Origin of the sequence: Sphingobacterium paramultivorum (genome assembly GCF_014109745.1) — a bacterium.
Classification (GTDB): Bacteria; Bacteroidota; Bacteroidia; order Sphingobacteriales; family Sphingobacteriaceae; genus Sphingobacterium; species Sphingobacterium paramultivorum.
Genome location: NZ_CP058555.1, coordinates 2,081,928 through 2,107,597 on the forward strand (window position 1 = coordinate 2,081,928; position 25,670 = coordinate 2,107,597).

Sequence of the window (25,670 nt, forward strand, 5' to 3'; positions counted from 1 at the left end):
ACAGGATTGTTTCGATAAGAAGTTTTCCATCCCACAGGTCTGTCTTATAAATTAAAGTTAAGGCCAAACATAAACGTTCGCGTCCGTGGGTAGGTCTGGCGGTTATCAATTCCCGGAGTTAGGCCTCCCAAGCCCACCTCGGGATCAATACCTTTATATTTCGTCAGCACAAATACGTTGTTCATCGTTGCATATACTCTTAGGTTTTTAATCGGTATATTTTTCATCGGTATCGTATAAGCCAACGTAACATAAGCCAAGCGCAGATAGCTTCCATTCTCCAGGTAACGATCGGATAGGTAATGTGCATTGATATCCGTCATGCGTTCGGTTTCCACAACGCTGGCAAGCACGTTTTTCTGCCCAGCATTACCAACAACATTCGAATGGCGCGCCCGGGTAGCGTTCATAATTTTCTGTCCAAAAGCACCTTGGAACATTCCGTTTAAAGAAAAATTCTTATACGAAAAGCTATTGTTCCAACCCAGTGTCAACTTGGGCTGTGGACTTCCCGTCACAGCCTGATCTTTCTTCTGTGGCGTTGTGGTTGTTTCGCCTGTACGTTCGCCTGTTTTCTCATCTCGGGTATAGAATACCGACACACCTTCATCGTTATAGCCTGCCCATTCCCAGGTATAGAACTGACCTATAGGTGCTCCCGGTGTCAGCCTCTGCTGAAAAACATTGGTCTGCCCTGCCCCACCCAGATCCGACAATTCGATATAGTCCTGCGTAAACTGCTCGTTGGCAATGCTCACCACCTTATTGGTGTTGTGTGATAGCACCAATCCGGTATTCCATTTGAAATCCTCTTTATCAATGGCCTTTGCATTCAGACTCAGTTCAATCCCCTTGTTCTCTATTTCACCAACATTGGCAGTCAGCGTTGGATAAATATATTTCGATTTGCTTACCTGATAATCATAAATCAGGTCACTCGTTTTCTTTTTATAGACCTCCAAAGACCCTGTCAGGCGATTTTTTAGAAATCCGAAATCCAGGCCTAGGTTAATCATACTGGTTGTTTCCCATTTGAGGTTCGGATTGCTATTGCGCAGCACCATCAAAGTACGTAATGGGCTTACCTGGCCATCGGCACTTACATAATCGAAAAACTTGGATGAGGCACCACGTACAGACTGCGCGGTAAATGCGTCAAAGCCCAATGAGTTGCCACTCACCCCGAAACCAGCACGCAGCTTTAAGTCATCAAAAATTCCGGTTTCACGGATGAATGATTCCTCCGAAAGGCGCCACGCTGCAGACACCGAAGGAAATGTCGCCCAACGATTGTTGGTTCCGAAAGCCGAGGAACCGTCGCGTCTTACCGTCGCCTGTAGGAGATACTTGCTATTATAGGCATAATTCACACGGCCATAAACAGATATCATACGCAAGGTGGAAAGATAATAGTTCCCAAAGCCCAACAAATCAACTACATTGGCCATACCCGGGTTATAATAACTCAAATCGTCACTGTAATAATCGGAAGTCGTCAATTGAAAGCCATCGTTATTGTTGTTCTCTTCCCATGAATAACCTGCCAGTGCAGCTACCTTATGTTTTCCGGCGAATGTCTTTTCATAACTCAGGTTCATTTCCATCACTTTCCGTTCATCTTCTACAGCTGCACGGATAGATTTGCCATTCTGACCACGTGCTGCCATCGAAAACATGGAATAGTACTGTGCATTGTTAAACTGCCTATTTTGCAGCGAAAGGTCAATATTATAGGTCAACCCGGGCAAGATCTCATAGCCCAGTTTTGCATGCGCCTGGAGCACCTTAGTTTTAGAAAAATTTGTATTCTCTTCAATTAAAGAAAGTGGATTGGCATATTGCGAACGGTCGGCTTTTTCAAACCAGGAACCATCGGTATTTCGGACCGGCGATACAGGCAGGTAATAATACATCGCATCATAAACGCTGAGTCCCTGATCCAAAGCAAGCACATCATTCTGCTTGGTGATACTTGCGTTGATATTGAAAGAAGCCGTCAGCCGATCATTCAGCGCCTTGGTCTGCAAAAACGCTCGAGCAATCTGCCGCCCCATATCAGTCCCTTTGATAACGCCATTGTTTTTGATGGTATTGAGACTGATGCTATACTGTGTTTTTTCTGCTCCTCCAAGAATGGATATATTATGGTTGTTCGATATCCCTGTCCGCTCAACAGCTCTTTGCCAATCGGTATCTGCCCCCAAGTCGTCCGTTGGCTCCATCGAAAATCCATTATCATTGACATAAGACCGGTATTGCGCCGCATTCATCATCTCATAATGCTTAGCCACTTTATCGATCGCCAGATAGCCGTTGTAATTGATATTGGTCTGCCCTGATTTTCCACGCTTCGTTGTAACGATAATAACGCCATTGGCCGCTTTTGAACCATAAATTGCGGTCGCTGAGGCATCGCGAAGCACGTCAATAGAGGCAATATCATCGGGCGCTACCAAAGCCAGCGAAGCGCCCGGGACCCCATCGATCACATAGTAGGGTTCCATCGCTTCACCACTACGTAACGTTGAAGCTCCCCGGAGGCTAACGGAAGGCGTCGCATTGGGATTACTGTTATTGCTCGAAATCGTCAGGCCGGCAACTTTCCCCTGCAGCATCTGTGCTGGTGAAGTAAATACACCGACGTTCGCATCTTCTGCTTTGATGGTACTGATGGAACTCGTCAAATCCTTTCTGGATACACGGCCGTAACCAATGACGACCTCATCCAGTTTAACGGCACTCTGCTGAAGCTTCACACTCAACGACAAAGGCTTTCTTGCTTCAACGACATAACCCGATAACGTATCGGACTGAAATCCTACCGCCGAAAACACAAATCGATACCCTGCATGTTCTACTAAATTCTGAAAATGGAATAGCCCCTGGCTATTCGTACTGGTGGTCACACTTGGACCTCCATTATCCTGAATGGCCTTAACGCTGACTCCAGGGAGAAACTCGCCCTTCTCATTTTGTACAGCCCCTTTTACTTGTTGCTGCTGCGCATGTACATGGGTAAGTCCAGCGGAAAGCAACGCAAAAATAAGCAGGTTCTTTTTTTGTGGATTTTTCTTGTTGAGCATATCTGTTAGTTGTTTAGATGTTCAGTAATTGTATTTTCCTGTTTGTATAGCGTATAACTTCCATCCGCATTGGCGACAAAGCGCAATTCATTGATCAAGCAGATTGTTGTCAAGATATCCTTCAATGAATCGTGATGTACATCAATCTCACCTGTATAATGGATGGCGGAAATACCCTTGTCACCCAAATGGATCTGTTTTTTAAATGCTGTTTCTAACGCCTTTAGCACATCAGGCATCGGTGTATTTTTCAGATTTAACAAATCTGGGGCAGCCAGACCTGGCGTGTTCAATGGCTGTTTTTTATTGACGGCTTCAATTCTTGTTGCACCTCGTGAATCAACCGTCAGCTTTTGGCCCGGGTCAGCTAAAAAAATCTGTTTGAAACCGTTTGTAAGGGAGGATACAAGCACCTTACCTGTATGTAATGCCACAGTCACAGCCTGACGCTTCAATTTGGTATTAATGGTAAAGGATGTACCAAGCGCCGTTGTTTTAGTCCCGCTGGCAAACACCGAAAATGGGCGTTTCGGATCCGATGCTACATCAAAGTAGGCTTTACCGCTAAGTTCAATATCACGGGCATTGGCAACAAAATTTTTCACATAGCGAATATGGCTTTGTGCGAACAACCGCACATGGGATCCATCGGGTAGATCCAGCGTTATACTATAGGGATTTTTATTTTCTATTGAAGTCCAGGCTGTATCTTGATGCGCTATAACAGGTTTAGCTGCAGACCGCTGAGCATCTGGCTGTACAACTGAATCTTTTGTCCACCAGGTAACAAAATGGAAGGAAAAGAAAAAGAGAACTGCAGCTGCGGCACTGTATCGCAGTAGCTTTACCAAACGATATCGATGTAATGCCTTTCGATCCTGCGCTTTTTCCTGATTTTGAATGGCAGTCTGTATAAGCGTTTTCATCGTTTCAGTAGGCACAGGCTCCTCCATTGCTGTGCTATCAAATTTATCCCAATCTTCGTCCTTGAAAAGTTCGTTCACGAGGAAGGGCATTTTCCAGATCTTCTTTTTGATCTGATGCTGCTTTTTATCATGCTTCATACTCCTATTACGCAGGCCAGCACGACATCCCTTAGTTCTTAACAATTATTTAATAAAGGTCGCCGATACTTAATATAAAGGACTTATAGCATAATGGAATAGAGATGTTGTTTGAGTTGAAGAAGTGCTTTACTGATATGCTGTTCCACGGTTTTTGTGGAAATTGAAAATTGAGCGGCAATCTCTTTATGGGAAAGACCTTCTTTACGGCTCAGTTCAAAGACCTTCCGACGCATCGTCGGCATATTCTGGATATCTTTTTCCATCATACGCAAAAGGTCTTTATTTTCAATTGCCCGGATCAGACTATCGGTAAAAGGTGTCACTGCTGTCTGCCCTTCATATTTGAAACGTGTAGCCTCCTTGCGCAGCAGATCGATCATGACTTGCCGCGCCATACCGAAAAGCTGCAACAGAATACTGACCTGCTCGTCGAGCTTCTCTCTTTGGTTCCAGAGTTTGATAAAGGTCAGCTGCGTTACCTCCTCTGCAATATAATCCGATTGCGTACGCTTGAGTACAAAACCGTAAATCTGTCGATGGTACTTTTCGTATACGAGATTGAAGCTTTTCTGATTGGAAGATTTGATAGGCTGAATGTGTTCCATTGCGCTGTCAAAAATAAAAGCACAAGGTTTCCTCAGTATTAAGTTAAGATCAATATTAAATTAAACAAATTGAATATATAACCTCTTCAATTAGCAGAATTCATTTCTAATTGTACAAATTTTATTATAAAACAAGCAGAAAACTCCCTATAATTGCAGTCGGGAATATTTCATTTCATAGTGAAATCCCCAACCAGACATGACCATAACAGGTAAAACGTTACGCTATCAGCAACATGTCATATCAATAATTATATGAAATAACGATACGATGAAAAGGAATATCTTTTTTATTTTAATATGCTTTGTATTAATGGCTAACCTGGCCATCTGCCAAGAAAAAGACGTCGATTTTAGCAAAGCCTATATTGCCCAAAACGACGGTAAGACAACTGTTGAAATTAATGAGGCACAGGAACTCATCTATATTATCTTTGCGATAACTGACTTTGGTAAGGAAAATCCAAACATGACCAAGCAGAATACGGCGTATTTTGAAGAGGTCAAAGCGCATTTCACCCCATTTTCCAATCTGCCTATCGTAAAGAAATTTGACCAGCAGCTGCGAGAGAATCTAACCAACTATTTCCTCTTAGCGGCCAATGTATATGGCTTTAAGTTCAAAAACGACCAATTAGTACCTACAAACATCTATATTTTTCCAGCAAGAGGAGTTGGAAATTATCAGGTGAAATCTAATCCTATACCCGCTTACAAAAACGACCTGGAAGAATTCGCCAGACAGAGCGGATACCGGGCATTCTACAAAGAGCATCAAGGCTATTACGACAGCCTTCGTACAGCATATCAGGAGTATGCTTCCATTGCCGAGCAAAAAGAATGGTTAGAAAAGAAATTCGATTATACAATCAATAGCTATCGTGTATTGACTTCCCCCCTGATTGCCGGGATGAATGCGACCCACACCTTCAAGTACAAAGGTTTCAAAGAAATTTTGCTTTTTTTACCCACCCTCCGCGAAGACGAATCCTGGAGCCCCAAATTCAAAAAAGCACTCAATACACGCATTATTTTTACGGAGATAGACCACAACTACGTAGGTCCATTGAGCGAAAAAAACAAAAAACAGATTGATACAATATTCAATAATAGGGACTTATGGGTCGATACAGAAAACAAAAGTACAGTTCATTATCCAAGTCCGGTAAAAGTATTTGATGAGTATTTAACCTGGGGACTTTTCATCTTATATTGTTACGATAAGTTTGGAGATGATCATGATCTTTTTGGCCAAATTGTTGAAAACGTCAACGATATGATGGTCAATAAAAAAGGATTTCCCAAAGCAGATGAATTTAACGCCGAATTGTTCCGCCTGTATAAAGACAATAACCCGAAAGATATTCAGAGCTTATACAAGCCACTGCTGGACTGGTGTGAGAAAGAAAATTAGTGCCATCCCGATAATATTTAGTAAATTAAAGCTGAGAAGGAAATAAGCCGCTAGAAATGTGAATGTATACGACCATAAGGAATTAGCATAGCACAAGGGGATGATCGTCGAAATATATTTAAACACAATACGTACGGAGAAAGAATTATGAACATTAGATTTATCGGTTCTGGCAGTTATATTCCACCCCATAAAATAACCAACGCAGACTTCGCCGACCATCTTTTTTTGGATGAAAATAGGCTGCCGTTCAAGGAGCCTGCTTCTGTCATTGAAAAATTTAAGGCAATCACTGGCATTGAGGAACGTCGCTACGCCGATCCTGACCAAGTGGCTTCAGACCTTGCTTTCCTAGCTGGTCAACTTGCCATTGAAGACGCAGGTATAGCTGCGGAAACATTGGACTATATTATTGTCGCACATAATTATGGCGATGTGCAAGCTGGCAAAATCCAATCGGATACTGTACCAAGTTTAGCAAGCAGGGTGAAGAAAAAACTCGGGATCAGCAATCCAAAATGTGTGGCTTATGATCTACTATTTGGTTGTCCGGGTTGGAACGAAGGCGTGTTGCACGCCAACGCTTTCATAAAATCAGGTATGGCAAAGCGCTGTATGGTCATTGGCGCAGAAACGCTTTCCCGTGTTATAGATCCTTTTGACAGAGATTCGATGATCTATGCGGATGGCGCTGGCGCTGTAATCATCGAAGCCACCACGTCAGAGCAAGGGCTCCTATCGCATGAAAGCGCAACTTATGCGCTTGAGGAAGCGAACTATATCAATTTCGGAAGCTCTTATCAACAAGAGCAGGACCCTGATATACGGTATATTAAAATGAAAGGACGCAAAATCTATGAGTTTGCACTCAGCAAAGTTCCTTTAGCCATGCAGGCTTGCCTTCAAAAAGCGGATATCGATATCACGGCAATCAAAAAAATACTGATCCACCAGGCCAACGAGAAAATGGACGAAGCCATTCTGATGAGATTCTATGCACTATACGGTACAGTACCCCCGCCCGATATTATGCCAATGACCATACATACATTAGGAAATAGCAGCGTGGCAACCATTCCTACCCTCTATGATCTCATTGCTCGTGGTCAGATAGACAATCAATCCCTACACGAAGGCGATATCATCCTATTTGCGTCTGTTGGCGCTGGCATGAATATCAATGCTTTTACCTATCGGGTCTAATGTAATTTTGCGACTATATCGTGCAGCTATTAAGCTAATACAGAGCCTAGATGGGATTTATTTTATAAAAAATAACAAAACACTGTATATATCAATATTTTATACTTAAATTTGTATTATAATCGGCTCCGCCTTTGCTTATCTGAAATCGTCAAGTTATACTTACAACTCAGTTTTCGCATTTTCAGAAGCTTTTTTGTTAGCAAAACGGAGGTAAAGACCTTTTTGGACTTGAGTCAATTCAAGATCATCAAAATCAGATCCTATTTCTTGCAAAAAATCGATTAGCTATTGTTGATATTCATTTGTCACAATAATGTAGTACAGATTACTTTAATATAATTTATAAAACAATGCAAGAAGGAACTATTAAATTCTTCAACCAAACAAAAGGTTTTGGTTTTATCACGCCTGCTGGTGGTGGAGACGACATTTTCGTACACGTATCTGGTTTAATCAACGAAGTACGCGAAAATGACAGTGTAACATTTGATGTAGAAAACGGTAAAAAAGGCGTTAATGCAGTTAACGTACGTATCGCATAATTAAGTAAACACACAAGAGGATAATTTATTTATCTTCTTGCGAAGTGTAACGGGCAGCCGTTACACTTTTTTTTATCCATTCCATACCGAAGTAACGCCAAAAACCAGACGATCTATCGGTCCGGCATATGGAAGACTTTTACAATCCAGCCAACATCACTTCTTCCTGTCGCAGAAAATATGGACTGCTATCTTTGAATCTCCCACGCTTCCTGGAATACTTTCTGATGATATCAGCAACAATATCATCGGTGAGTTCATGTCCCTCTAACGTCGGAAAACCCTCCCAGCGTACAATGCCATCCGGATCTACTAAAATACAGTGTGGGATTCCCTGTACTTCGAGCTGTTTCTTCAACTTCGCTTTCGTATCGATCGCTGAGAAATAATCTATTTTAATCTCCTTCGCCTTTTTAATGACCTCTGCTTTTTCATCCGAAAGGCCTATGATCACGAGTTTATCACCATACTTCTTATGCCATTCATTGAGTTCGGGAATTACTTTCCGGCAGGGTCCACACCAAGTAGCCCAAAAATCAATAAGGATAAACTTACCCTTTGTATCAGGCACATCTGTGAGCCACTGCTCAACCTCAAGTTTTGGCGCCTTTTGATTCAAAATTGATTTTGCCCACAATTTCTTATTGTTGTTGCTTTCCTGCGTATGACCGATTACATAGATCAGGCAAAGCGCAAATAATAAGAAAGCTTTTAGGATAACTTTTACATTCATAAAACAGCTTGTTTAGTTCCCCTAATTTATGGATTTTTTTCCACAATCATTTCATCCTTTCATCCCACACATCGACTTTTCAAAGACACCTTAGCGGCCTTTATAAGGCAAAACAAAACCTATACTTTTAATTGACATAAAACGCACAATACACTGTATATAAACACTTAGTATATTTATTAAAAACACAAAACCTCCAACTTACTTGTTGTACGGCTCATGATTTTCCGAATGGAGCCATACCGACATCCTTATAAAATAACAGCACACCATCGACATTTTTACCACGAAAACAATACCCTAATCCCTCCTAACAAAAGCTAAATTGGGGCGCTCAGCATACAAAAACAACAAAGTGGGCCTCACCTTTATCCTATTCGTCAAGATAATGCACAAGTTGACCGCATTCTCCTGTAGAAAAGTGTAGGATACCCCTATTTACAGATTCCGCTTTTTAGAATTACAATAACTTTGTAGGGCCTATTGAGCACCTAAGTATGCAGCTGACAAACTGACACATCATCAAAAACAACAAAACATAAATCTATATTAATAAGATATTTATATAATCTAATATAAACAGATAATTAAATATCATAATCTTTATAACACATCAACTTCACCCATCGGATACCATCCATCTGTAGTTCGCCCTGCGATGGCAATATGAACTTTTGCCTGGCACCCCCTCATCTTTCCACTTCTGCATAACCCAGCAGACCTCCAGACTTATTGGAGCCTTTCTCCAGGCGTCCTGTATACCGAAACCAACAATTCCCTGTGGATAATAGTCATACATATGGGACCAGTTATCGTCAAAACCGCCCAAATCACCCAAACAATCAATACACCAGCCCACAGGTCTTTTTGAAAGGGTATATTGTTGGGTTTTACGATCGGTCAGTAAGGTGATTAACGGGGTTTCCATAAAGTTGTCGGTGTATGCATCGACCAGGCTTTCGCGCGTAGCCTTGGATAGCTTATCTTCTTGTTCTCCGAAGTAAACTATTTTTAGTATTTCTATTTTTGATAAGTTAAGATGAATGCCCTTTATAATCAGATGGCGAAAAACCCGTGATGTTTTTAAAGAATGTAGAAAATGCCGATAAAGATTCAAACCCCAAATGAAATGCAATCTGCTTTATACTTTTATCTGAAAATTTTAAGAGCCCCTTGGCCTCTTGTATTATTCGCTGATAAATTACGTTGGAAGCAGTAATATGGAGGTGTTTTCTGCACAGAATATTCAGATAATTACTCGTTACATGTAATCTCTCCGCATACCAAGTCACTCGTTTATGGGCAGCGAAATTTACATTGACAAGATCCCAAAAAGAGTCAATAATTACATTTGAAGTTCCAAGAAGATTTTCCTTTAAATAATCTCCAGCTTCCTTTTTTATCAAAGAAACTAGAATATCGATTCTTAAGCGCACTATTTCGTTCCACTTTCCATCCGATTCTTGCGCCAAGAGATCGCGTTGGATATTTTTCATTTCATTGAATATGACCTCAAATAAAGCTGTACTGAGTTTAAAAACGGGGTGCAAATTGTGACGAATGAAATAAATCTCACTAAGACTGGAGAAAGTTTCGAATACTTTCTTTCCCACGACAATTTTCTGCGCATTCGTTTCCGGACCGGTAATCCAGTGGTGATGCTGCCCTGGAAATAAAAAATGAAGCTGGTTCCCCTTGATCGGATATTCCGCAGCGTCAATGTAATGCGTACCACTTCCCTCAGAAAATAACACCATCAAAAAGTAAGTGCATTTTGTTGTCTTATTATATTCCTCGGTACCAATTATTTCTTTGTAAAACACCCCCTCTTCCGTGAGCGTAATTGGCAGTTTTTCTGTTTTCATTAAAGGTAAAATTAAAGTAAGTCTAAGTGTTTGCAATCAGCTAAAACACCACTATTATGTAGTCTCACTAGACTATTTTAGGTAGTCTCACTAGGATTATTTCTGCAATTTAAATACCAATTATATTGCTCCTAGCGTACAGGTATCTCCTCTTTCTCCCGAAAAGCACCTAAAAATTCGCTATTATATCACTATTTTCTCATTCCACATTATAGTCACAACCAGTCATCTCAATAAACTGATCCTAACTAACTGAGTCAATATTTTGCACAGACTGTAAAATTGAAGGGATAAAAATAGGGGTAAATTCCAATTTTTCAAACGCGGAAATATTAGCAACAAAATCGTAATACCATTGATCAGTATTGAATTGATGGTTGGTTAAAGATAAAAGTTTCGATTTACAGTATAGAAACGACCTTTTTCAACACAAAAACTGTAACCAACTCATTTACTGAACAAAACAAAGGTTCACCATCCGATATTTTTTAGATCGTAAGACAAGACATTGGCTGCATAAAATAAATACTGAACCTAAGATGAAAGGCAAGATGTTCAATTTTAGGCGTTATTCAGTTATAATTTTATAAAGTGATTTAATAATTATATAAAACGTTTTTTACATCAAATCTGTATCAGGCTCTTAGGGTCATCCTATCATAGCCATAATTTCTTTCTATTCGGCATTTAGCGATAGAAAAGCAACATCGAAACCGATATTGCCATCATAAGTATTGACCTGGGATATTGTCCGCTTATTATAGTGGAGATTACATACAAAAGGCCAAGAAATTATCTTGGCCCGATGCAACATATTATTTGGGGTGTTTTCGTAGCCCTATATAGCAAAAATACTGCCGAAATTACAAAATCACGCCCATTAGCTTATTTTTTCTAAAGAGTTTATGCTGCAGAAAAATAAAAAACGGCTAAAATCACTTATTCCGCGGCAACTGGGCAAGTACAGCTTTCATTTCAGGAGAATTTATAGCTCCCTGGAATAACAGATTGTCCTTTATCCTAAAATCCAAGTTAGGTATTCCCTTCCAGCCTGTAGCCACAGGATCCACAAATAGAGGCGGATAAGGAAATACTTATTCGGTATGGTTTACAACAGCAAACCGAAGTGTTCCTTGAGCGCTGTACGTGCAGCATGATATCCGCACATGCCATGCACCCCACCACCCGGAGGAGTCGATGATGAACAGAGATAAATCGTGTCGACCGAGGTTCGGTACGGATTTAGGGCCAAAATGGGCCTACTGTACAGCTGCGAAATATCCATAATACCGCCATTGATATCACCACCGATGTAATTTGGGTTGTACTCTTCGAGCTCCATGGGAGAAAAGGTATGCTTGGCCAAAATGGTTTCTTTAAAACCCGGCGCAAAGCGCTCAATCTGATTTTCGATCGCTTCGGTATAATCGACCTTACTCCCATTAGGGACATGGCAGTACGCCCATCCTGTATGCTTGCCTTCGGGAGCACGACTGGGATCGAACGCACTCTGTTGCGCAAACAGCACAAAAGGCTTATCCACTTGCTTTCCGAGATGGCTCAACCGCTCGCTTTCGGCAATTTCGGCGTAGGTATTTCCCAAATGTACTGTAGCGGCCTGCTGACAGCGCAGATCTTTAAAAGGCGTCTTTTCTGATAATGCCCAATCGACTTTAAATACCCCCATTCCCTGCCTAAAGCCTTCGAGGCGTCTGCGGTAGCCGCTAGCAAGACCTATACCTTTGAGCTGCAACAACTGCCGGGGTGTGATATCACAGAGTAGGACTTTATGGGATGGTAGATCGCGAACATCCTCTACCCAAAAGCCCGTTTGGATCTCACCGCCCAACGATTGATAATAGCCTAACAGCGCATTGGCAATGGATTGCGAGCCGCCAATCGGTATCTGCCAGCCATATTTGTTGCCTACCGCCGCTAGCACAATGGCAATTGCAGAAGTTGTCCAGTTGTTTAGGGGCTGAATTCCATGGGCTGCCATCCCGGCCCATAAAGCCTGTGCCTGCACGGAAGTAAAGCGCTTTGCTGTCCAGCTTGCCGGCTGAAGTGCATCCAGCCCAAACGAGGCTAAAGACAAAGGATGCTTCGGAAAGGATAATGGCCCCATAATATCGGCCGCAAGGCCCTCCCAATGTGTCACGACCTTTTCAACCAGCTTACGATAACTTTCGCCATCCACCCCCAACCCCTCTACCGTTTCGGCAAGACTATGGTAGAGAATTCCCGTTTCCCCTTCGTCCAAAGGGTGTGCCGCCGCATACTCAGGCTTAACAAAAGATAGCCCAAATGCTTCCAAAGGTAAACTCCTGAAAAATGGCGATGCCATAGCCATGGGATGAATCGCCGAACAGACATCATGTTTGAAGCCCGGAATTGTAAGTTCCTTGGTTCGCATTCCCCCACCGATTGTATCGGCACCTTCAATCAGCAGCGTGCTCAGCCCCTGCTGCTGAAAGGTAATGGCTGCAGCCAGTCCATTTGGTCCCGAACCAATAATAATTGCATCAAATTTTCGCATAAGCTGGTTTTTAATCACTCCTAGTCGCAGCCTGTATTGGGTTGTTCCTTTTTTGAACGCTTTGACGAAGTAGAATCGGACAACGATTTGCTATTATCCTTTTTCTTACCTGCAGATCCGCAGGAGACTGTAAATGTCGTTAAAACAAACGCTAAAAGTCCAAGATTGATTATTTTTTTCATATGTTATCCATTTAATTTTCGATGATGTTGATGTCGTGTGGTCTTATATCGTGTGTTCATCCAAAAAATATGCGCGATACCGTTGCTTTAGCTCCTTTCGCTGTATACTATCAAGCTTGATTTTCGGATCGGTCTGTGAAACGACCGTAGAAACAACCTTATGCACGCCTTTACCTTTTTCAATAAATAATACCGTCGGCGAAGAAATCCGTTTAATGGAATCAATCCCCACAGCTGTATAAGGATTTAGGACATCGTGAAATTTTGCCAATATAGCTTCATACCCCGGGCTCCCGGCCTTGGTCGTGATCACTTTGTCGTCCTTATCTTTCTCCTTAAGATCCCGGATATCGTGAATATTGAGGTAATAAATAGCCGCCTTTTCTTCCTGGGCAAATTCCAGCAGCGGCGTTATGGCATTCCGAAACCAGGGACAGCTGGGCCATCCAAAAAGGACAATACCGTTTTCAAGCTCCAGCACATCCTGTTCGGTCGCATAGACGATCCGCGGATTGTCGGGAATTTGTACCGGCACTTTGTTCGTTTTATTCAGGCTTTCAAGTTCCTGTTTAAAGCGAACTCCTTCTTGCTTTTTAAACGAAACCTGACTATTTTTTACGGCTTCCTTCGTATCCTGCCTGGATTGGCAGTTAGTCACATTGAGCAACACCGCTACCGCTAATAACATGCTAGCCAATAATTTTAAATCTTTCATATCATTTATGCATTTAAGTGTAATCCTCTTGTTAATTGACCGATTGCTTGTAGCTTTTAATATGTTCACCGATATCCCAGACCTGCGCTTTTGGCACCCATTCACTGATGAGGCTGCTTGCAATGGCCGAGCGATAACCCGAAGCGCAGTGCACCACGATAGGTTTATCCACTGGTAGCTCGGCAATATGCGCCTTCAATTCGGCCAGCGGAATATTATGTGCCCCTTTGAATACAGGCTCAGTCTTAGCTTCCTCGACCGTACGTACATCCACTATAAAATATTGATCTTGCGCCCTATCAAAAGCGGTCTGGTCAAAAGCTGTCGAAGGCTGCCCCGCGAAATCCCCATACAACACGATACCTTTAACAAACTGCTCATAGCCAATTTTGGCCAGCTTTTCGAGCTGCACCTGCCCCTGTTCTTTGGTGTCTACGGCGAGATAAAAACCGTCTTTCGGTTCAATAAAAGTTCCTACCCAAGATTCTGACTTGCTACGTTCGGGAATATTAATGGCCTCCGGAAAATGTGACGTCCTAAATTCTGAAGCGGGGCGGGTATCGAGGACAGTGCTCAGTGTATGGGGCAGCGCTGCTGCCGAAACCACTGAAATACCCGACAAAGAAGCCAATAATGGCTTTGCTCCCCGACGATTCAATTCTACATTATAAGGGAAGTAGATCGGTACAGGCGGACGATCTGCTAGAATCTGCTTGACAAACTCTTCTTCCGATTTTTGCTGAAAGGCCAAGTTGTGGGTTCTTTCCGCGCCAATGGTACTTTGCTTAGCACCCTTTATTGCATTTCCGCAAAGTGATCCAGCGCCATGTGCCGGATACAAAAGCACCTGATTGCCTAACGTTGCATAGATATCATGAACGGTATGGTAGAGCTGCCGCGCCAGTTTTTCGCGCTGCGTAGCCTGTTCTCCCGAGTACTCGCGCAGATCGGGCCTTCCAACTCCACCAATCAATACCGCATCCCCCGAAAAGATCGCCACATCGCGACCATTTTCTTTTAACAAAACAGATATGCTATCTGGTGAATGTCCGGCTGTATTGATGGCATGCAACACAATTTGGTCCGAAATCTTTAAGGTATCGCCATCGTCAAAAGTATGGTGGGGATAGGTCGCACGGACAAGCTTGCTGACATAAACCGGAACTTTCAGATCCTGATGGATCTCCAGATGGGAACTCACAAAATCAGCATGCGGATGTGTTTCCACAACCGCGATAATTTTCGCTCCCTGCTCCTTTGCATAAGCGTAATAGGGCCTTGGATCACGGGCCGGGTCTATAAGCACAATTTTCTTGTCGGCCAAGATCGCATAGGAAAACTGTGCCAGGCCTTCATCTTCAAACTGCCTGATGCTGTAGCCATTCGCAAAATTATTGGTATTTCCAAAACAGGATACCCCCTGACCTGCCGAAGCAAGGGTAAAAAGGACAGCTGAACGGTGGATAAATGATCTTCTATTCATAACATTCTTTCTTTAAGACAATTAGTAGGCAAAGAGTGTATTTTTCATATACCATTCTTTACCGGTGAGATAGGATTCTTTGACGCGATTGAGGGTAATTTCGAGGTTATTGCCACTGGCATCCAGCCCTTTGAGTTTGATCTGTTCTGCTGTTGGTCGTTCGTAAGCCCATTTCAGCACATGCAGGCTGTCGCCCTGCGCTTTTCCATACAGGGCTTTCAGTCCCACATCTAGTTTTTTATCTAGTTTTTTACGTTGTTCCTTGCTGAATTTCTGATTTTTATCGATCAGATACAGTGCATGTTCTGTCGAGTCTATTTCATAGTAGAGGTAGTTCTTCCCTCCGGCCCGGCCTGTAAACTCGTAAGTTTTGAGCACATCATTTAAAGCTGGGGTACCATTGCCAAGATCGATCGAATTGGCTTTATTGACCTTGTAGACCAAGGTTGAGTATCGTTCGAAAAAGGCCTCATGCCAGCGTACCGAATCGGCAGGTGAATAAGCCTGAGACTTTCCATTCAGCAGAAAACTCGAAACTTCATAATGTCCTGCAGCTTTTGCCAGTCCAGGAAGCACAGGCTCCTTTAGACGCCCTTCATCGTAGAATCGCTCATAGCGATAAAAGCCGTAAACGAAAATAAACAGGACCACAATGGTCGCCTTTAGGCCAAAATAAAATGGCTTATTCCACTTCCCGACAAACTTGGGCACATAGTAATAGGTGCTTACTGGTTCGCGCAGGATAAAAAGCTTCCAGATCGCAGGCAGATACTGCAGCAATAGAAAAAGGGAAAGCAATACAAAATATGAACTGTATACATGAACTGCTCCATCGTAGGCAATATTGGCGTGGGCAATGTTAAAGAGGACTCCAGCATTGATAATGGCTCCTATTACGACCGTGGGCCGAAAGAAGAGCAGGCTTCCCGCCGCTATCTCCAAAAAGCCTAAAAAGATCTCATATTTATAGGATACACCGACGATTTGCCAATACAACTTAAAGGGGGCATATTCACCGATATCGGTATTCAGATTGGCAAGGGATGGAAATGGCATCTGCATGGGAAAGAACTTGATAAATCCGAAGGCAATAAGTCCCAGTGCAATGCGGTAGCGTACCAATACCCGCAACCAATAGTACAGCGCATCATAGCGTTGCACCTTACTATTTCGGGCCAATATCGTCCAGATGGAAGCACCCAGCACAGCAATCAGGCCATTGAGCCACCAAGACGTATACGATGCGAAACCCCATTTGCCACTTTCGCTGTCTATTTCTATCCAACCCGTACGCGCCCCACCGGCGATCGTTGCCATCCAATCATATAATGATTCGGGTTTAAATACTTTTTCGTACCATTCCCAATCCAGGGGTACCACCATCAGGATAAAGAAAATAAAGGTGAATCTAAATCCTACTTTCTCCCAGTACTTCCAGCCTTGCTCCTGCTGGCTGGTAGGAATGCTTTCCAAATATTGAATCGTTGCCATAAACTTAGTCTAAATTTGAATCGTTAATAAATACGGATCGGTTTTCTGCGGCCTTCCTGCAACAGATATTTCTTGTTCACTTTCTCCAGCCGCACATGCAATGAGTCGCCCAGCTGGTTGACTCCATCAAGTAAAACTGTCCGTTTGTCGGGTCTTTTGACAATAAAGGCAAAAGTGTGGCCTTTACTCACTTTTCCGGTAAGTTTGATTGTGGTTGTACTCTTATCAGTTCCCTGCTTGCTCGTATAGCCAAAGAATTCACGCCCACCATTGCCCAGGTATTCGTAGTTACGCTCGCGATTGAAGGCGATACGCGGTTTGAGGCTATCGACCTTTACAGAACGGTTTCCACGGATGCTGAGCGTATTCCATTTTTCAAAAACCACATCCTTCCATCGCAATGTATCGGTTAGCGAATATGGAATAGTATCTCCTTTCCAGACGAAGTCTTTTACATCGTATACGCCTGCTGCTCCTTCCAATCCCTTTTCATCGGGAAATGGGTAATCGGAATTCTTCCAGCTCAGGTAAGCCTGCACGCTAAATACGGCAATCAGCAGCAGAAACAAGGCCTGCAGATAAGGGCGAATCCCCGCAACTCTGCGGCCATAGACAGGCCAAAACCCGTCGGGAATAGTTGCTGCCTTTTTAATCAAAAGCTGATAAAAACGGGGCCAGTCGTACGAGAAGATAACGACCGCAAGCAATAGTAAAAACGAACTATAGACCTGTTCACCGATCTCGTATACATAATTAACGATCACGACATTGAGCAATACGGCAATAAGTAATCCCGAACCGATGATTGCTGTACGGCGGTTCAGTAAAAAGAGTCCACCCACAATCTCTAGCGTACCAATTACCGGTAAATATCCCGCGGTTGCAATGCCGTTGGTCAGGTAATAGAGCTTCCAGAGCAGGAAATCACCGTATTCGGTATGCAACTCGCTAATGGTCGGCTCGGGAAGTTGTATAGGGATAATTTTGACAAGACCTATAAAAGTAATGGCCAATGCTAAACGATAACGCAACAGCACGCGGAGCCAGTAAAATACACGATCGTCATCGGCCTGAAAATTCTGCCTGATTTTACGGCCAAAGGCCCAAAATAACAATAGCGCGAGGGCCAGGGCGATTGCCCAGTTGTAGTATCCGCGCACATCGCTACCGACGAAAGGGCTTTCGGCGATAAAAGAAGTGCGGTAAGTCGCCAATCCAAACCAGTTCTCCAATGAAAACAAGTCAGCAAATGAACTCCCCGTGAAAAGATTGGGGTCATACGGGATGCTGAGTATCAAAAAGAAGATCAGGCCGATGTATAAAATAGCTGAGCGATAGCGCTTAAAAAAATGAGAGTCTGCAAATGTTGTCATTTCAATCCGATTAAATAAAAAAACAAATGATTCATCCGATCAATCCAAACCTGGATTTTGTTGTAGATTCGGGTCTATCGAAACCTGAGCGTACGGTATCGGCAGCAGTAGCCTATTCACGGAGGAAATATTGAGTACCTGTTGCGCGCGTCCTGTCCGCAGCAGATCATACCAGCGATGGTTTTCCAGGGCAAATTCAACGCGATTTTCATCTTCCACGGCCTGCAGGAGCGCTGCCGCTCCGAGACTTTGCAAGGGTTTGATGTTGGCGCGTGAGCGTATGGCATTTAAGTCGGCCAAAGCAGCTGTCAGATCGCCAGAGCCATTCCGTTGCGCCAATGCTTCGGCGCGGATTAGGTAAAGCTCAGCCGTACGGATCAAAAAGACGGGGTCTGTTCGGTCTGTTCGGTAATACAGATTGCCGATCAGGATATTCGGATCTGTGGATGAAGAGGTCTTGGATACCAATGCCGTCCGATCCCCACCAACAGCTGGATCTACCAGCAGGTCATAGATGGCCTGAGAAGGTCTGATCCAAGCGGTCCCCCCATTATTGCCCGACAACCATTGACTGGCCTGACCACTAGTATTGTTGATATCAAAGACCAATTCGAAGACCGATTCTTTGGTATTGGAGGTATTGTTGGCATAAAACGAGCGATATGGGCTCACCAAACTATAATTGGTATTATCATCAATAATATACGAGGCATATTTTATGGCTTCAGACCAGTTTTTCTGATACAGGTAGAATCTTGCCAGCAGTGCACGTGCGGTCTTTTTGGTCGCACGGATACGGTTGGTTTCATTGGGAAGCAGCTGTTCGGCCTTTTGCAGATCCTGCAGCACCTGTGCGTAGGTGTCAGTCAGGGAGCTCCTTTGGACCTGGGGCAGACTGCTGGCCGAAGTCGTTGGCTGCAGCACGATCTGTACACCACCCCAGGTTCTGGCTAGATCAAAATAGGCCAATGCACGCACGAAATAGGCCTCCCCAACAAGCTGGTTGCGATAGGCTTCGGTAAAAGTGGTCGTCAGCGCCAGATTGGGTACTTTGGTAATCACATGGTTGGTCCTATTGATGGTGGCATAGACCTGGTTCCATGCCGTAGCAAGCACAGCGAGGTCAGATTTTACCGTATGATTGGTCAAGGTCTGATGGACAGTTTGGCTACCGCGATACACGATATTGTCTGCCGAAAAGAATCCCAGTAGCTGAAAGCTATAGCCATAATAATCGTTGGACCGAAGTGCTGAGTAAATACCGCGCACGGCTGTTGCGGCAGAACTCCCGTCAACGATAGTCACTTCATCAGACACTGAATTCTTGGGCTCGACCTCCAAAAAAGAGCTGCAGCTACTTAGCTGAAAGGCAAGAAGCGGAAAAAGGAAATATATAATTTTTTTCATGAGCTTTACGGATTAAGGTTAACGTTTATAGGGTGACATTGAGCCCAAGCTGAAACGTGCGCGGCTGTGGTGGAGTTCCGAAGGATCCTATCCCCTGTGCATTTGGGTTGCTGGTCACATTCGATTCAGGATCACCGGTGTATTTGCTCCACACAAAGAGATTAGACCCTACAAAATAGATACGTGCAGCAGTCAATTTTGCCCGCTCGACCAGCTCTTTCGGCAATTTATAACCAAAAGACAGCTGTCTGAGCTTTAAAAACGAGGCATCTTCCAGATAGCGGCTATTGGCATCGATGGTATAGTTGAGTCCTTCCGATGTCAGTCGAGGCACATCGGTGATATCACCGGGCTGTTGCCATCTGTTTAGCACATTTTGAAATACGCCACCGCTGCTCGGGTTACGCTCCCGAAAGTAGCGGTTGAGGTTAACGGCATAGTTGCCATATTGGAAACTAAAGTCTACACCCAGATCAAAGTTTTTATAGGTAAAGGTATTGCCTATACCTCCATAAAACTTGGGATAAGCATTCCGAAAAACTTTACGTGCCGAAGTAGGCAAAGAACCATCGCTCAGCTGTCCGTCAAACACGGCTTTTCCGGTCTGTGGATCGACCGACAGCTGTTCGTAAAGCCAGAATGAGTTGAGCGAATAACCTTCTTTCAGGATAACCCAATCGCGGGTATACTGGGTAATCTGCGTGGGCAGTTTCTCTATTTTATTCTTATTTCCAGAAATGTTGAAGCTTGTATTCCAAGCAAAGTCTTTTGTTTTCACGTTGAGTGAGTTGATCAACACTTCATAGCCTTTATTGCTGATCTCGCCCACATTGGCCCAGTATTTTGAAAAACCAGAACTGCCAACAATAGGTCGCTCGAGCAGAAGATCGGAGGTATATTTATGATAAAGATCTACGGTAATGGACAGGCGGTTTTTAAATAGCGCCACATCCAGCCCAAGGTCTGCCTGCGCTGTTTTCTCCCAGCGCAGATTTTCGTTGCCCAACTGGAAAGGACCTGTACTTGGCAACACCTTGCCATAGCTGTCGGCATATTTTTCATTGCCCGACCAAAGACCTCTAGCGGCAAAATTGCTGATTCCAGCCTGATTGCCCGTCAATCCATAGGAAGCCCTAATTTTCAGATCGTTTAACCAGGTTTGATCTGCCAGAAAGGCTTCTTGGCTAATCCGCCAGCCTGCCGAAAAAGCCGGGAAATAGCCCCATCGGTTGTTGGCACCGAACTTGGACGAGCCATCTGCCCGCAGGGTTGCCTCCGCAAAATAACGGTCTGCATAGCTATAGCCTACTCTTCCAAAAAAAGATGCAATCGTATATTTAGTCCAATTGTCGGATGCAATGATATTGGCTGCCGATGAGATCTGTTTAAAGGAATCATTGGCAAAACCATTCCCCTCCAGGTATTTGTAATCAAGTACGTTGCTCTGCAAGGTATTTCCCAAAATAGCATTCAGGCTATGCTTGCCGAAGGTATTTTGGTACGTCAGGGTTTGCTCGTTTATCCAGGTAGCATTTCTCGATATTCCCGAGGTCGCCTGATTGTTATTCGCAATGCCGATACTGGTTTTACTGTTCCAGTATTGTGATTCATCGTATAGGTTATAGTCGGCACTAAAACTGGATTTGAATTTCAGTCCTTTCACTAGATCGATTTCCGCAAAGGCACTTCCTACATAACGCAGACTTGTGGTGTTGACATCGTAGTTGTCCACCAGTGTATAGGTATTATCGGTACCATTGAGCGATCCATCGGTATTGAATATCGGGACATTCGTTGCCGAAGAAACTGCGGAATTGAAAAGACTTACCTGAGGGCCATCACCTGTACGCGCCTGATTGCGGTAGGTTCTGGAAAAATTATTTGTTAGGCCGATCTTGACACGATTACTGATCTGATGGTCGAAATTAAATTTGAGATTGGTACGGGAGAAATCAATGACCTTTATAAAAGCTTCCTGTCCTGTGTAGCCTGCGCCGATATAGAACCTCGATTTGTCACCGCCCCCCTGGATACCGATGTTATAATCCTGCAGCTTCCCATGGCGTAACAGGAAACCAAGGCGATCATAGGTAGGCTGATCTTCAGGATTTCCTTTCCCGCCTTCCGAAACTGGACGATAAGGCCTGTTGGCGAAAGTCTGTTTCAATGCCGGATTGTCCAATCCGGAGTTTATCCACCACTCGTTGGCGAGGGTTGCCGTTTCGGGACCTGTAGCCAATTTTGGCAACAAGGATTTATTGGCTTCGGCCCAGCCCCCCTGCAGGTTGAGGTCAATTTTGGTACGGCTACCATAACTTCCTTTTTTTGTGGTAATGATGATGACACCATTGGCACCACGGGAACCATAGATTGCGGTTGCCGAAGCATCCTTCAGCACTTCAATAGACTCGATATCTGCTGGGTTGATATCCGTGAGCGGTGAACTGGTCCGTCCACCAAGCCCGATATTTTGGAGCGAAGTATTATTTAAGAATACGCCATCAATAATATATAAGGGATCGCTACTGGAGTTGATCGATGTCGTTCCGCGAACCCGCAGGAAGATGCTTTCTCCGGGAACTCCTGAATTGGTGGAAACCTGCACACCGGAAAGCTTGCCCTGCAACTGGGCATCAAAACTTGCTACCGGAATTTTGTTGACTTCGGCTGCGTCGATCTTGGCAACTGCGCCCGTTAGATTTCTTCGCTTTTGTACACCGTAGCCTACGACGACCACTTCATCGAGATCAGAAACGCTAGGTTGAAGCAAGATCTGAATCTGCGCTTCCCGTGCGGTTATCTTTCGACCTTTGTATCCCAAAAATGAAGTTGAGAATGTCAACGGAAGTCGTTGCCCCGTGACAAACTGAAATCTTCCCGACGCATCGGTCTTTACTTGATGGGTAACACCTTCGAGCTTTATGGTAACGCCTTCAATAGGTCGATTGGTAATCGAATCCAATACAACACCTTTTAAGGTTGCGTTAATAAGTGGCTCAGATTGCTGCGAAAATGCAGGCAATAGCAAACCATGTGACAAAAAAATCGTCACGGCGTACTTCCATACGCTATTTTTCATAGGTAAAATTTTAACAGTGAATATTTACAAGTGCCAACGCCAATTGATTACTTGTCAGAAAAGCTGCTTTTATGGAAAGAAATACTTTCCCCTAGACTTAGCTACACATTCGCCTATTGAAATCAGAACAAAAGGATTTACAGTTGCGCAGATTTGCGCTCGATTGGGAAGGGTTAAAATAAAAGTTGTAGTTCATAAATAACATATTAAGTTAAAAATTATGATGATTACTCATGGAAGAGGTTGCCTTATTCAAGCTTGTCTCCTAGGTTGATGAAACAAATATAGTAAACATAAAATAAAATCTATAATATTAGTAGACTTTATTTTTAACTATGTTTTCTTCCATAAAAAAATCGCAAGTAAATCGGCCCAGAAAAGTTGGTGGAAATATGTACATTTGAGTGCAGTCAATTACCTTTAGATCATGCAGCTATTTCCTCCAGAAATTTTATCGCCCTACATCAAGCACTATCTTTTTTTGGAAAGTGGCGGTGATCAGCACAAAAAACTGCGGTTATTTTCCGATGGCAACACTGGAATGGTATTTCTTCTCAATGAAGGCCACCTGTCCATCAACAAAAGTCAGCAGCTTCCCGCTTCATTTTTGTATGGTCAGATCAGCCATTTCCAGGATCTCGCGCTGCTGACACAGACTTCATTTGTTATTATTGTCTTCCAACCCGATGGGCTCTATAAGTTACTCGGTATCGCTGCCCATACACTAAAAGATCAAATTATTGTTACGCAAGATGTATTTGGACAGTCCGTTATCAGACTATATGACAGCCTGATGCATGCGAAGTCCTCAACTGAAAAAGTACATGCATTAAATGCCTTCTTTTATGCATATGCAGTCCGACAGAAGTCTCCAAATCAGGGATCACTATCTGCAATTCTGCAACATATCACAGCGCAAAAGGGAATGGTTACTGTAAGACAAATCGTCCAATACAGCGGTTACACCGAACGGCATATGGAAAGAATATTTGCGGAACAGGTTGGAATGAGCCCCAAAAAATTTGGCAATATTGTTCAATTCCATTCCTTTTTGAAGTTACTTCGCAACAAAGCAGCTGAAACGAACTTAACGACAATCAGCCACGAAAGTGGGTATTTTGATCAGTCTCACCTCATCAGGGCATTTAAAAAATATACCGGTATCACACCTTCGGAATATTTAAATAATACAAATCGGCTAGCGATCAACTTTATGGAATTTAAAAGCAAATCGGACCGCATGTCGGGTTTATACAATTTCAGCTAAGGCCCCGCGTGTAGCTTTGTCTATAGATCAATCAAAGAAATATGGACAACTTAAAAATTTCTACGGCACAATTTGAGCACAAAAGTGCGAACAAGGCTTATAACCTAGCCATTATCGAACGACTTGCGCAAGAGGCCGCCGCACAGGGTGCTGAGGTAATTGCATTTCACGAATGCTCCATAACAGGGTATACCTTTGCCCGAAATTTAGATAAGCAGCAAATGCTTGCGATCGCCGAACTTGTTCCCGACGGCGAAAGTACACAAAAGCTGATTTCAATAGCCGCTAAGTACAACATCACTATCCTCGCGGGCCTGTTTGAAAAGGATGAGGACGACAACCTATACAAACCTTATATCTGTGTAGACAAAAATGGCCTAATTGCAAAGCATCACAAGCTTCACCCCTTTATAAACCCCCATTTGCAAGCAGGGCAAGGCTATACTATTTTTGAAATTAACGGTTGGAAATGTGGCATTTTAATCTGTTATGATAATAATGTCATCGAAAATGTACGCGCAACAAAATTATTGGGTGCCGACATCATCTTTATGCCCCATGTAACCATGTGTACCCCTTCTTCCCGACCTGGCGCAGGTTTTGTAGATCCGCAGCTTTGGCAAAATCGCGAAAACGATCCAACCAGCTTGCGCTTAGAATTTGACGGAATGAAAGGACGCAGCTGGCTGATGAAATGGCTGCCAGCCCGGGCCTATGACAATGCGCTCTATGTTGTTTTTTCAAACCCCATCGGCATGGATGACGATCAGTTAAAAAATGGATGTTCCATGATCCTAGATCCTTTCGGGGATATTCTGACTGAATGCCGTACATTTGAAGATAGTTTTACAATAGCCACCATTACGCCCGAAAAACTGATTCAAGCCGGTGGATATCGTTACATAAATGCTCGAAGGCCAGATCTCTATGGTGACATTATCGGCCAACAGCATGAGTCCCAACAAAAAGTGGTCTGGTTGCATACCGACAATCGTTAGTTCCGCTAAACCGAATGGCTACTTTAAGACCTTTTCACATGGTCTTAAAGTAGTTGCTCCAATAATGTTACCGATCAACCTCCAGATGTTTGCCCGACGACAGCACGTCCAACTACCTTAAGAAAAGTACTTGTCTTTTCTCATAATACAAACGCCAAAAAGCCATTAGAGACCGACAAAAAAAGACATAATGGGCTATAAAAATAGGTATCTCTTACTGCAAAAGAAGACTTTCTGTACTTCTTAAAGATGCCGACAAACTTCATATCGCCAATAAATCGGAGAAGGAAAATACCACTGATCATATACATTCCATAGCGGATATACTTTGCGTCTACCGGAACATCCAAAACTCCGATGGCACATAGATTTACAAACGCAAAAATCAATAATCCGATAGCAACCAGCAAAGTGCCTACCCGGGTGGGATTAAATATTCTTCTGCCATTCATATCGGTCGGAACGGCAACATTCATTCCCCAATGTCCACCGAGCAGCCAGAAAAAATGCAACAAAGCCAAAAAAATAAAAATAGTGGCGATAACGATTGAAAGTACAAACTCCATAAGGTAAATATAACGTATTTTAACTTGCCTGTGTCAGGGTTTCTCCTGAAACAGGCAA

The 25,670-nt window shown here is 43.4% G+C and carries 20 protein-coding genes; 5 read left to right on the forward strand and 15 right to left on the reverse strand.

The window, feature by feature from the left end; all coding sequences use genetic code 11:
* Nucleotides 1-44: 44 nt before the first annotated feature.
* The 3 genes from HS960_RS09130 to HS960_RS09140 form a co-directional block, all read right to left on the reverse strand.
* Nucleotides 45-3,083 carry a SusC/RagA family TonB-linked outer membrane protein gene (locus HS960_RS09130; RefSeq protein WP_153847566.1) on the reverse strand — a complete coding sequence of 1,013 codons (3,039 nt, stop codon included), beginning with the start codon at nt 3,081-3,083 and terminating at the stop codon, nt 45-47.
* 5 nt (nt 3,084-3,088) lie between these two features.
* A complete protein-coding gene (locus HS960_RS09135) occupies nt 3,089-4,147 on the reverse strand; it encodes a FecR family protein (protein ID WP_182332243.1) in 1,059 nt (352 codons plus the stop codon).
* Between the two features lie 83 nt (nt 4,148-4,230).
* Nucleotides 4,231-4,755 (reverse strand): RNA polymerase sigma factor, encoded by a 525-nt coding sequence (locus HS960_RS09140; RefSeq protein ID WP_153847568.1) that lies wholly within the window; start codon nt 4,753-4,755, stop codon nt 4,231-4,233.
* 271 nt (nt 4,756-5,026) lie between these two features.
* Between HS960_RS09140 and HS960_RS09145 the strand changes: the two genes are divergently transcribed.
* From HS960_RS09145 to HS960_RS09155, 3 genes are all read left to right on the forward strand, one after another.
* Nucleotides 5,027-6,169, forward strand: a complete 1,143-nt coding sequence (locus HS960_RS09145; RefSeq protein WP_159726952.1) for a DUF4932 domain-containing protein — start codon at nt 5,027-5,029, stop codon at nt 6,167-6,169.
* A gap of 147 nt (nt 6,170-6,316) precedes the next feature.
* Nucleotides 6,317-7,372, forward strand: coding sequence for a 3-oxoacyl-ACP synthase III family protein (locus tag HS960_RS09150; RefSeq protein ID WP_159726954.1), 1,056 nt, complete (start codon nt 6,317-6,319; stop codon nt 7,370-7,372).
* Nucleotides 7,373-7,725: 353 nt separating this feature from the next.
* Nucleotides 7,726-7,917, forward strand: coding sequence for a cold-shock protein (locus HS960_RS09155; RefSeq protein ID WP_070566486.1), 192 nt, complete (start codon nt 7,726-7,728; stop codon nt 7,915-7,917).
* A 139-nt stretch (nt 7,918-8,056) separates the two neighbouring features.
* Here HS960_RS09155 and HS960_RS09160 read toward each other — a convergent pair whose 3' ends face one another.
* The 11 genes from HS960_RS09160 to HS960_RS09210 form a co-directional block, all read right to left on the reverse strand.
* Entirely contained in the window at nt 8,057-8,650 is a 594-nt protein-coding gene (locus tag HS960_RS09160; protein WP_159726956.1) for a TlpA family protein disulfide reductase, read from the reverse strand.
* A 619-nt stretch (nt 8,651-9,269) separates the two neighbouring features.
* Nucleotides 9,270-9,578, reverse strand: a complete 309-nt coding sequence (locus HS960_RS09165) for a hypothetical protein (RefSeq protein ID WP_182332245.1) — start codon at nt 9,576-9,578, stop codon at nt 9,270-9,272.
* A 106-nt stretch (nt 9,579-9,684) separates the two neighbouring features.
* Nucleotides 9,685-10,515 (reverse strand): helix-turn-helix domain-containing protein, encoded by an 831-nt coding sequence (locus HS960_RS09170; RefSeq protein WP_159726960.1) that lies wholly within the window; start codon nt 10,513-10,515, stop codon nt 9,685-9,687.
* A 1,108-nt stretch (nt 10,516-11,623) separates the two neighbouring features.
* Nucleotides 11,624-13,051: a phytoene desaturase family protein gene (locus HS960_RS09175; RefSeq protein ID WP_182332247.1), complete on the reverse strand. Its 1,428-nt coding sequence runs from the start codon at nt 13,049-13,051 to the stop codon at nt 11,624-11,626.
* 20 nt (nt 13,052-13,071) lie between these two features.
* Nucleotides 13,072-13,233, reverse strand: coding sequence for a hypothetical protein (locus HS960_RS09180; RefSeq protein ID WP_153847574.1), 162 nt, complete (start codon nt 13,231-13,233; stop codon nt 13,072-13,074).
* 43 nt (nt 13,234-13,276) lie between these two features.
* Complete coding sequence (locus HS960_RS09185; RefSeq protein WP_182332249.1) at nt 13,277-13,948, reverse strand: hypothetical protein; 672 nt, start codon at nt 13,946-13,948, stop codon at nt 13,277-13,279.
* Nucleotides 13,949-13,979: 31 nt separating this feature from the next.
* Nucleotides 13,980-15,431, reverse strand: coding sequence for an MBL fold metallo-hydrolase (locus tag HS960_RS09190; RefSeq protein WP_159726966.1), 1,452 nt, complete (start codon nt 15,429-15,431; stop codon nt 13,980-13,982).
* Nucleotides 15,432-15,452: 21 nt separating this feature from the next.
* Nucleotides 15,453-16,922, reverse strand: coding sequence for a hypothetical protein (locus tag HS960_RS09195; protein WP_159726968.1), 1,470 nt, complete (start codon nt 16,920-16,922; stop codon nt 15,453-15,455).
* A gap of 23 nt (nt 16,923-16,945) precedes the next feature.
* Complete coding sequence (locus HS960_RS09200; RefSeq protein ID WP_159726970.1) at nt 16,946-18,295, reverse strand: beta-carotene 15,15'-monooxygenase; 1,350 nt, start codon at nt 18,293-18,295, stop codon at nt 16,946-16,948.
* A 39-nt stretch (nt 18,296-18,334) separates the two neighbouring features.
* Nucleotides 18,335-19,702 carry a RagB/SusD family nutrient uptake outer membrane protein gene (locus HS960_RS09205; RefSeq protein WP_182332251.1) on the reverse strand — a complete coding sequence of 456 codons (1,368 nt, stop codon included), beginning with the start codon at nt 19,700-19,702 and terminating at the stop codon, nt 18,335-18,337.
* A 25-nt stretch (nt 19,703-19,727) separates the two neighbouring features.
* Complete coding sequence (locus HS960_RS09210; protein ID WP_182332253.1) at nt 19,728-22,781, reverse strand: SusC/RagA family TonB-linked outer membrane protein; 3,054 nt, start codon at nt 22,779-22,781, stop codon at nt 19,728-19,730.
* A 427-nt stretch (nt 22,782-23,208) separates the two neighbouring features.
* Here HS960_RS09210 and HS960_RS09215 point away from each other — a divergent pair, with 427 nt between their 5' ends.
* Together HS960_RS09215 and HS960_RS09220 are read left to right on the forward strand one after the other, a co-directional pair.
* Entirely contained in the window at nt 23,209-24,048 is an 840-nt protein-coding gene (locus tag HS960_RS09215) for a helix-turn-helix transcriptional regulator (RefSeq protein WP_159726976.1), read from the forward strand.
* A gap of 41 nt (nt 24,049-24,089) precedes the next feature.
* Nucleotides 24,090-25,046, forward strand: a complete 957-nt coding sequence (locus HS960_RS09220; protein ID WP_182332255.1) for a nitrilase family protein — start codon at nt 24,090-24,092, stop codon at nt 25,044-25,046.
* Nucleotides 25,047-25,186: 140 nt separating this feature from the next.
* Here HS960_RS09220 and HS960_RS09225 read toward each other — a convergent pair whose 3' ends face one another.
* Nucleotides 25,187-25,612 (reverse strand): DUF3995 domain-containing protein, encoded by a 426-nt coding sequence (locus HS960_RS09225; protein WP_182332257.1) that lies wholly within the window; start codon nt 25,610-25,612, stop codon nt 25,187-25,189.
* Nucleotides 25,613-25,670 lie beyond the last annotated feature (58 nt).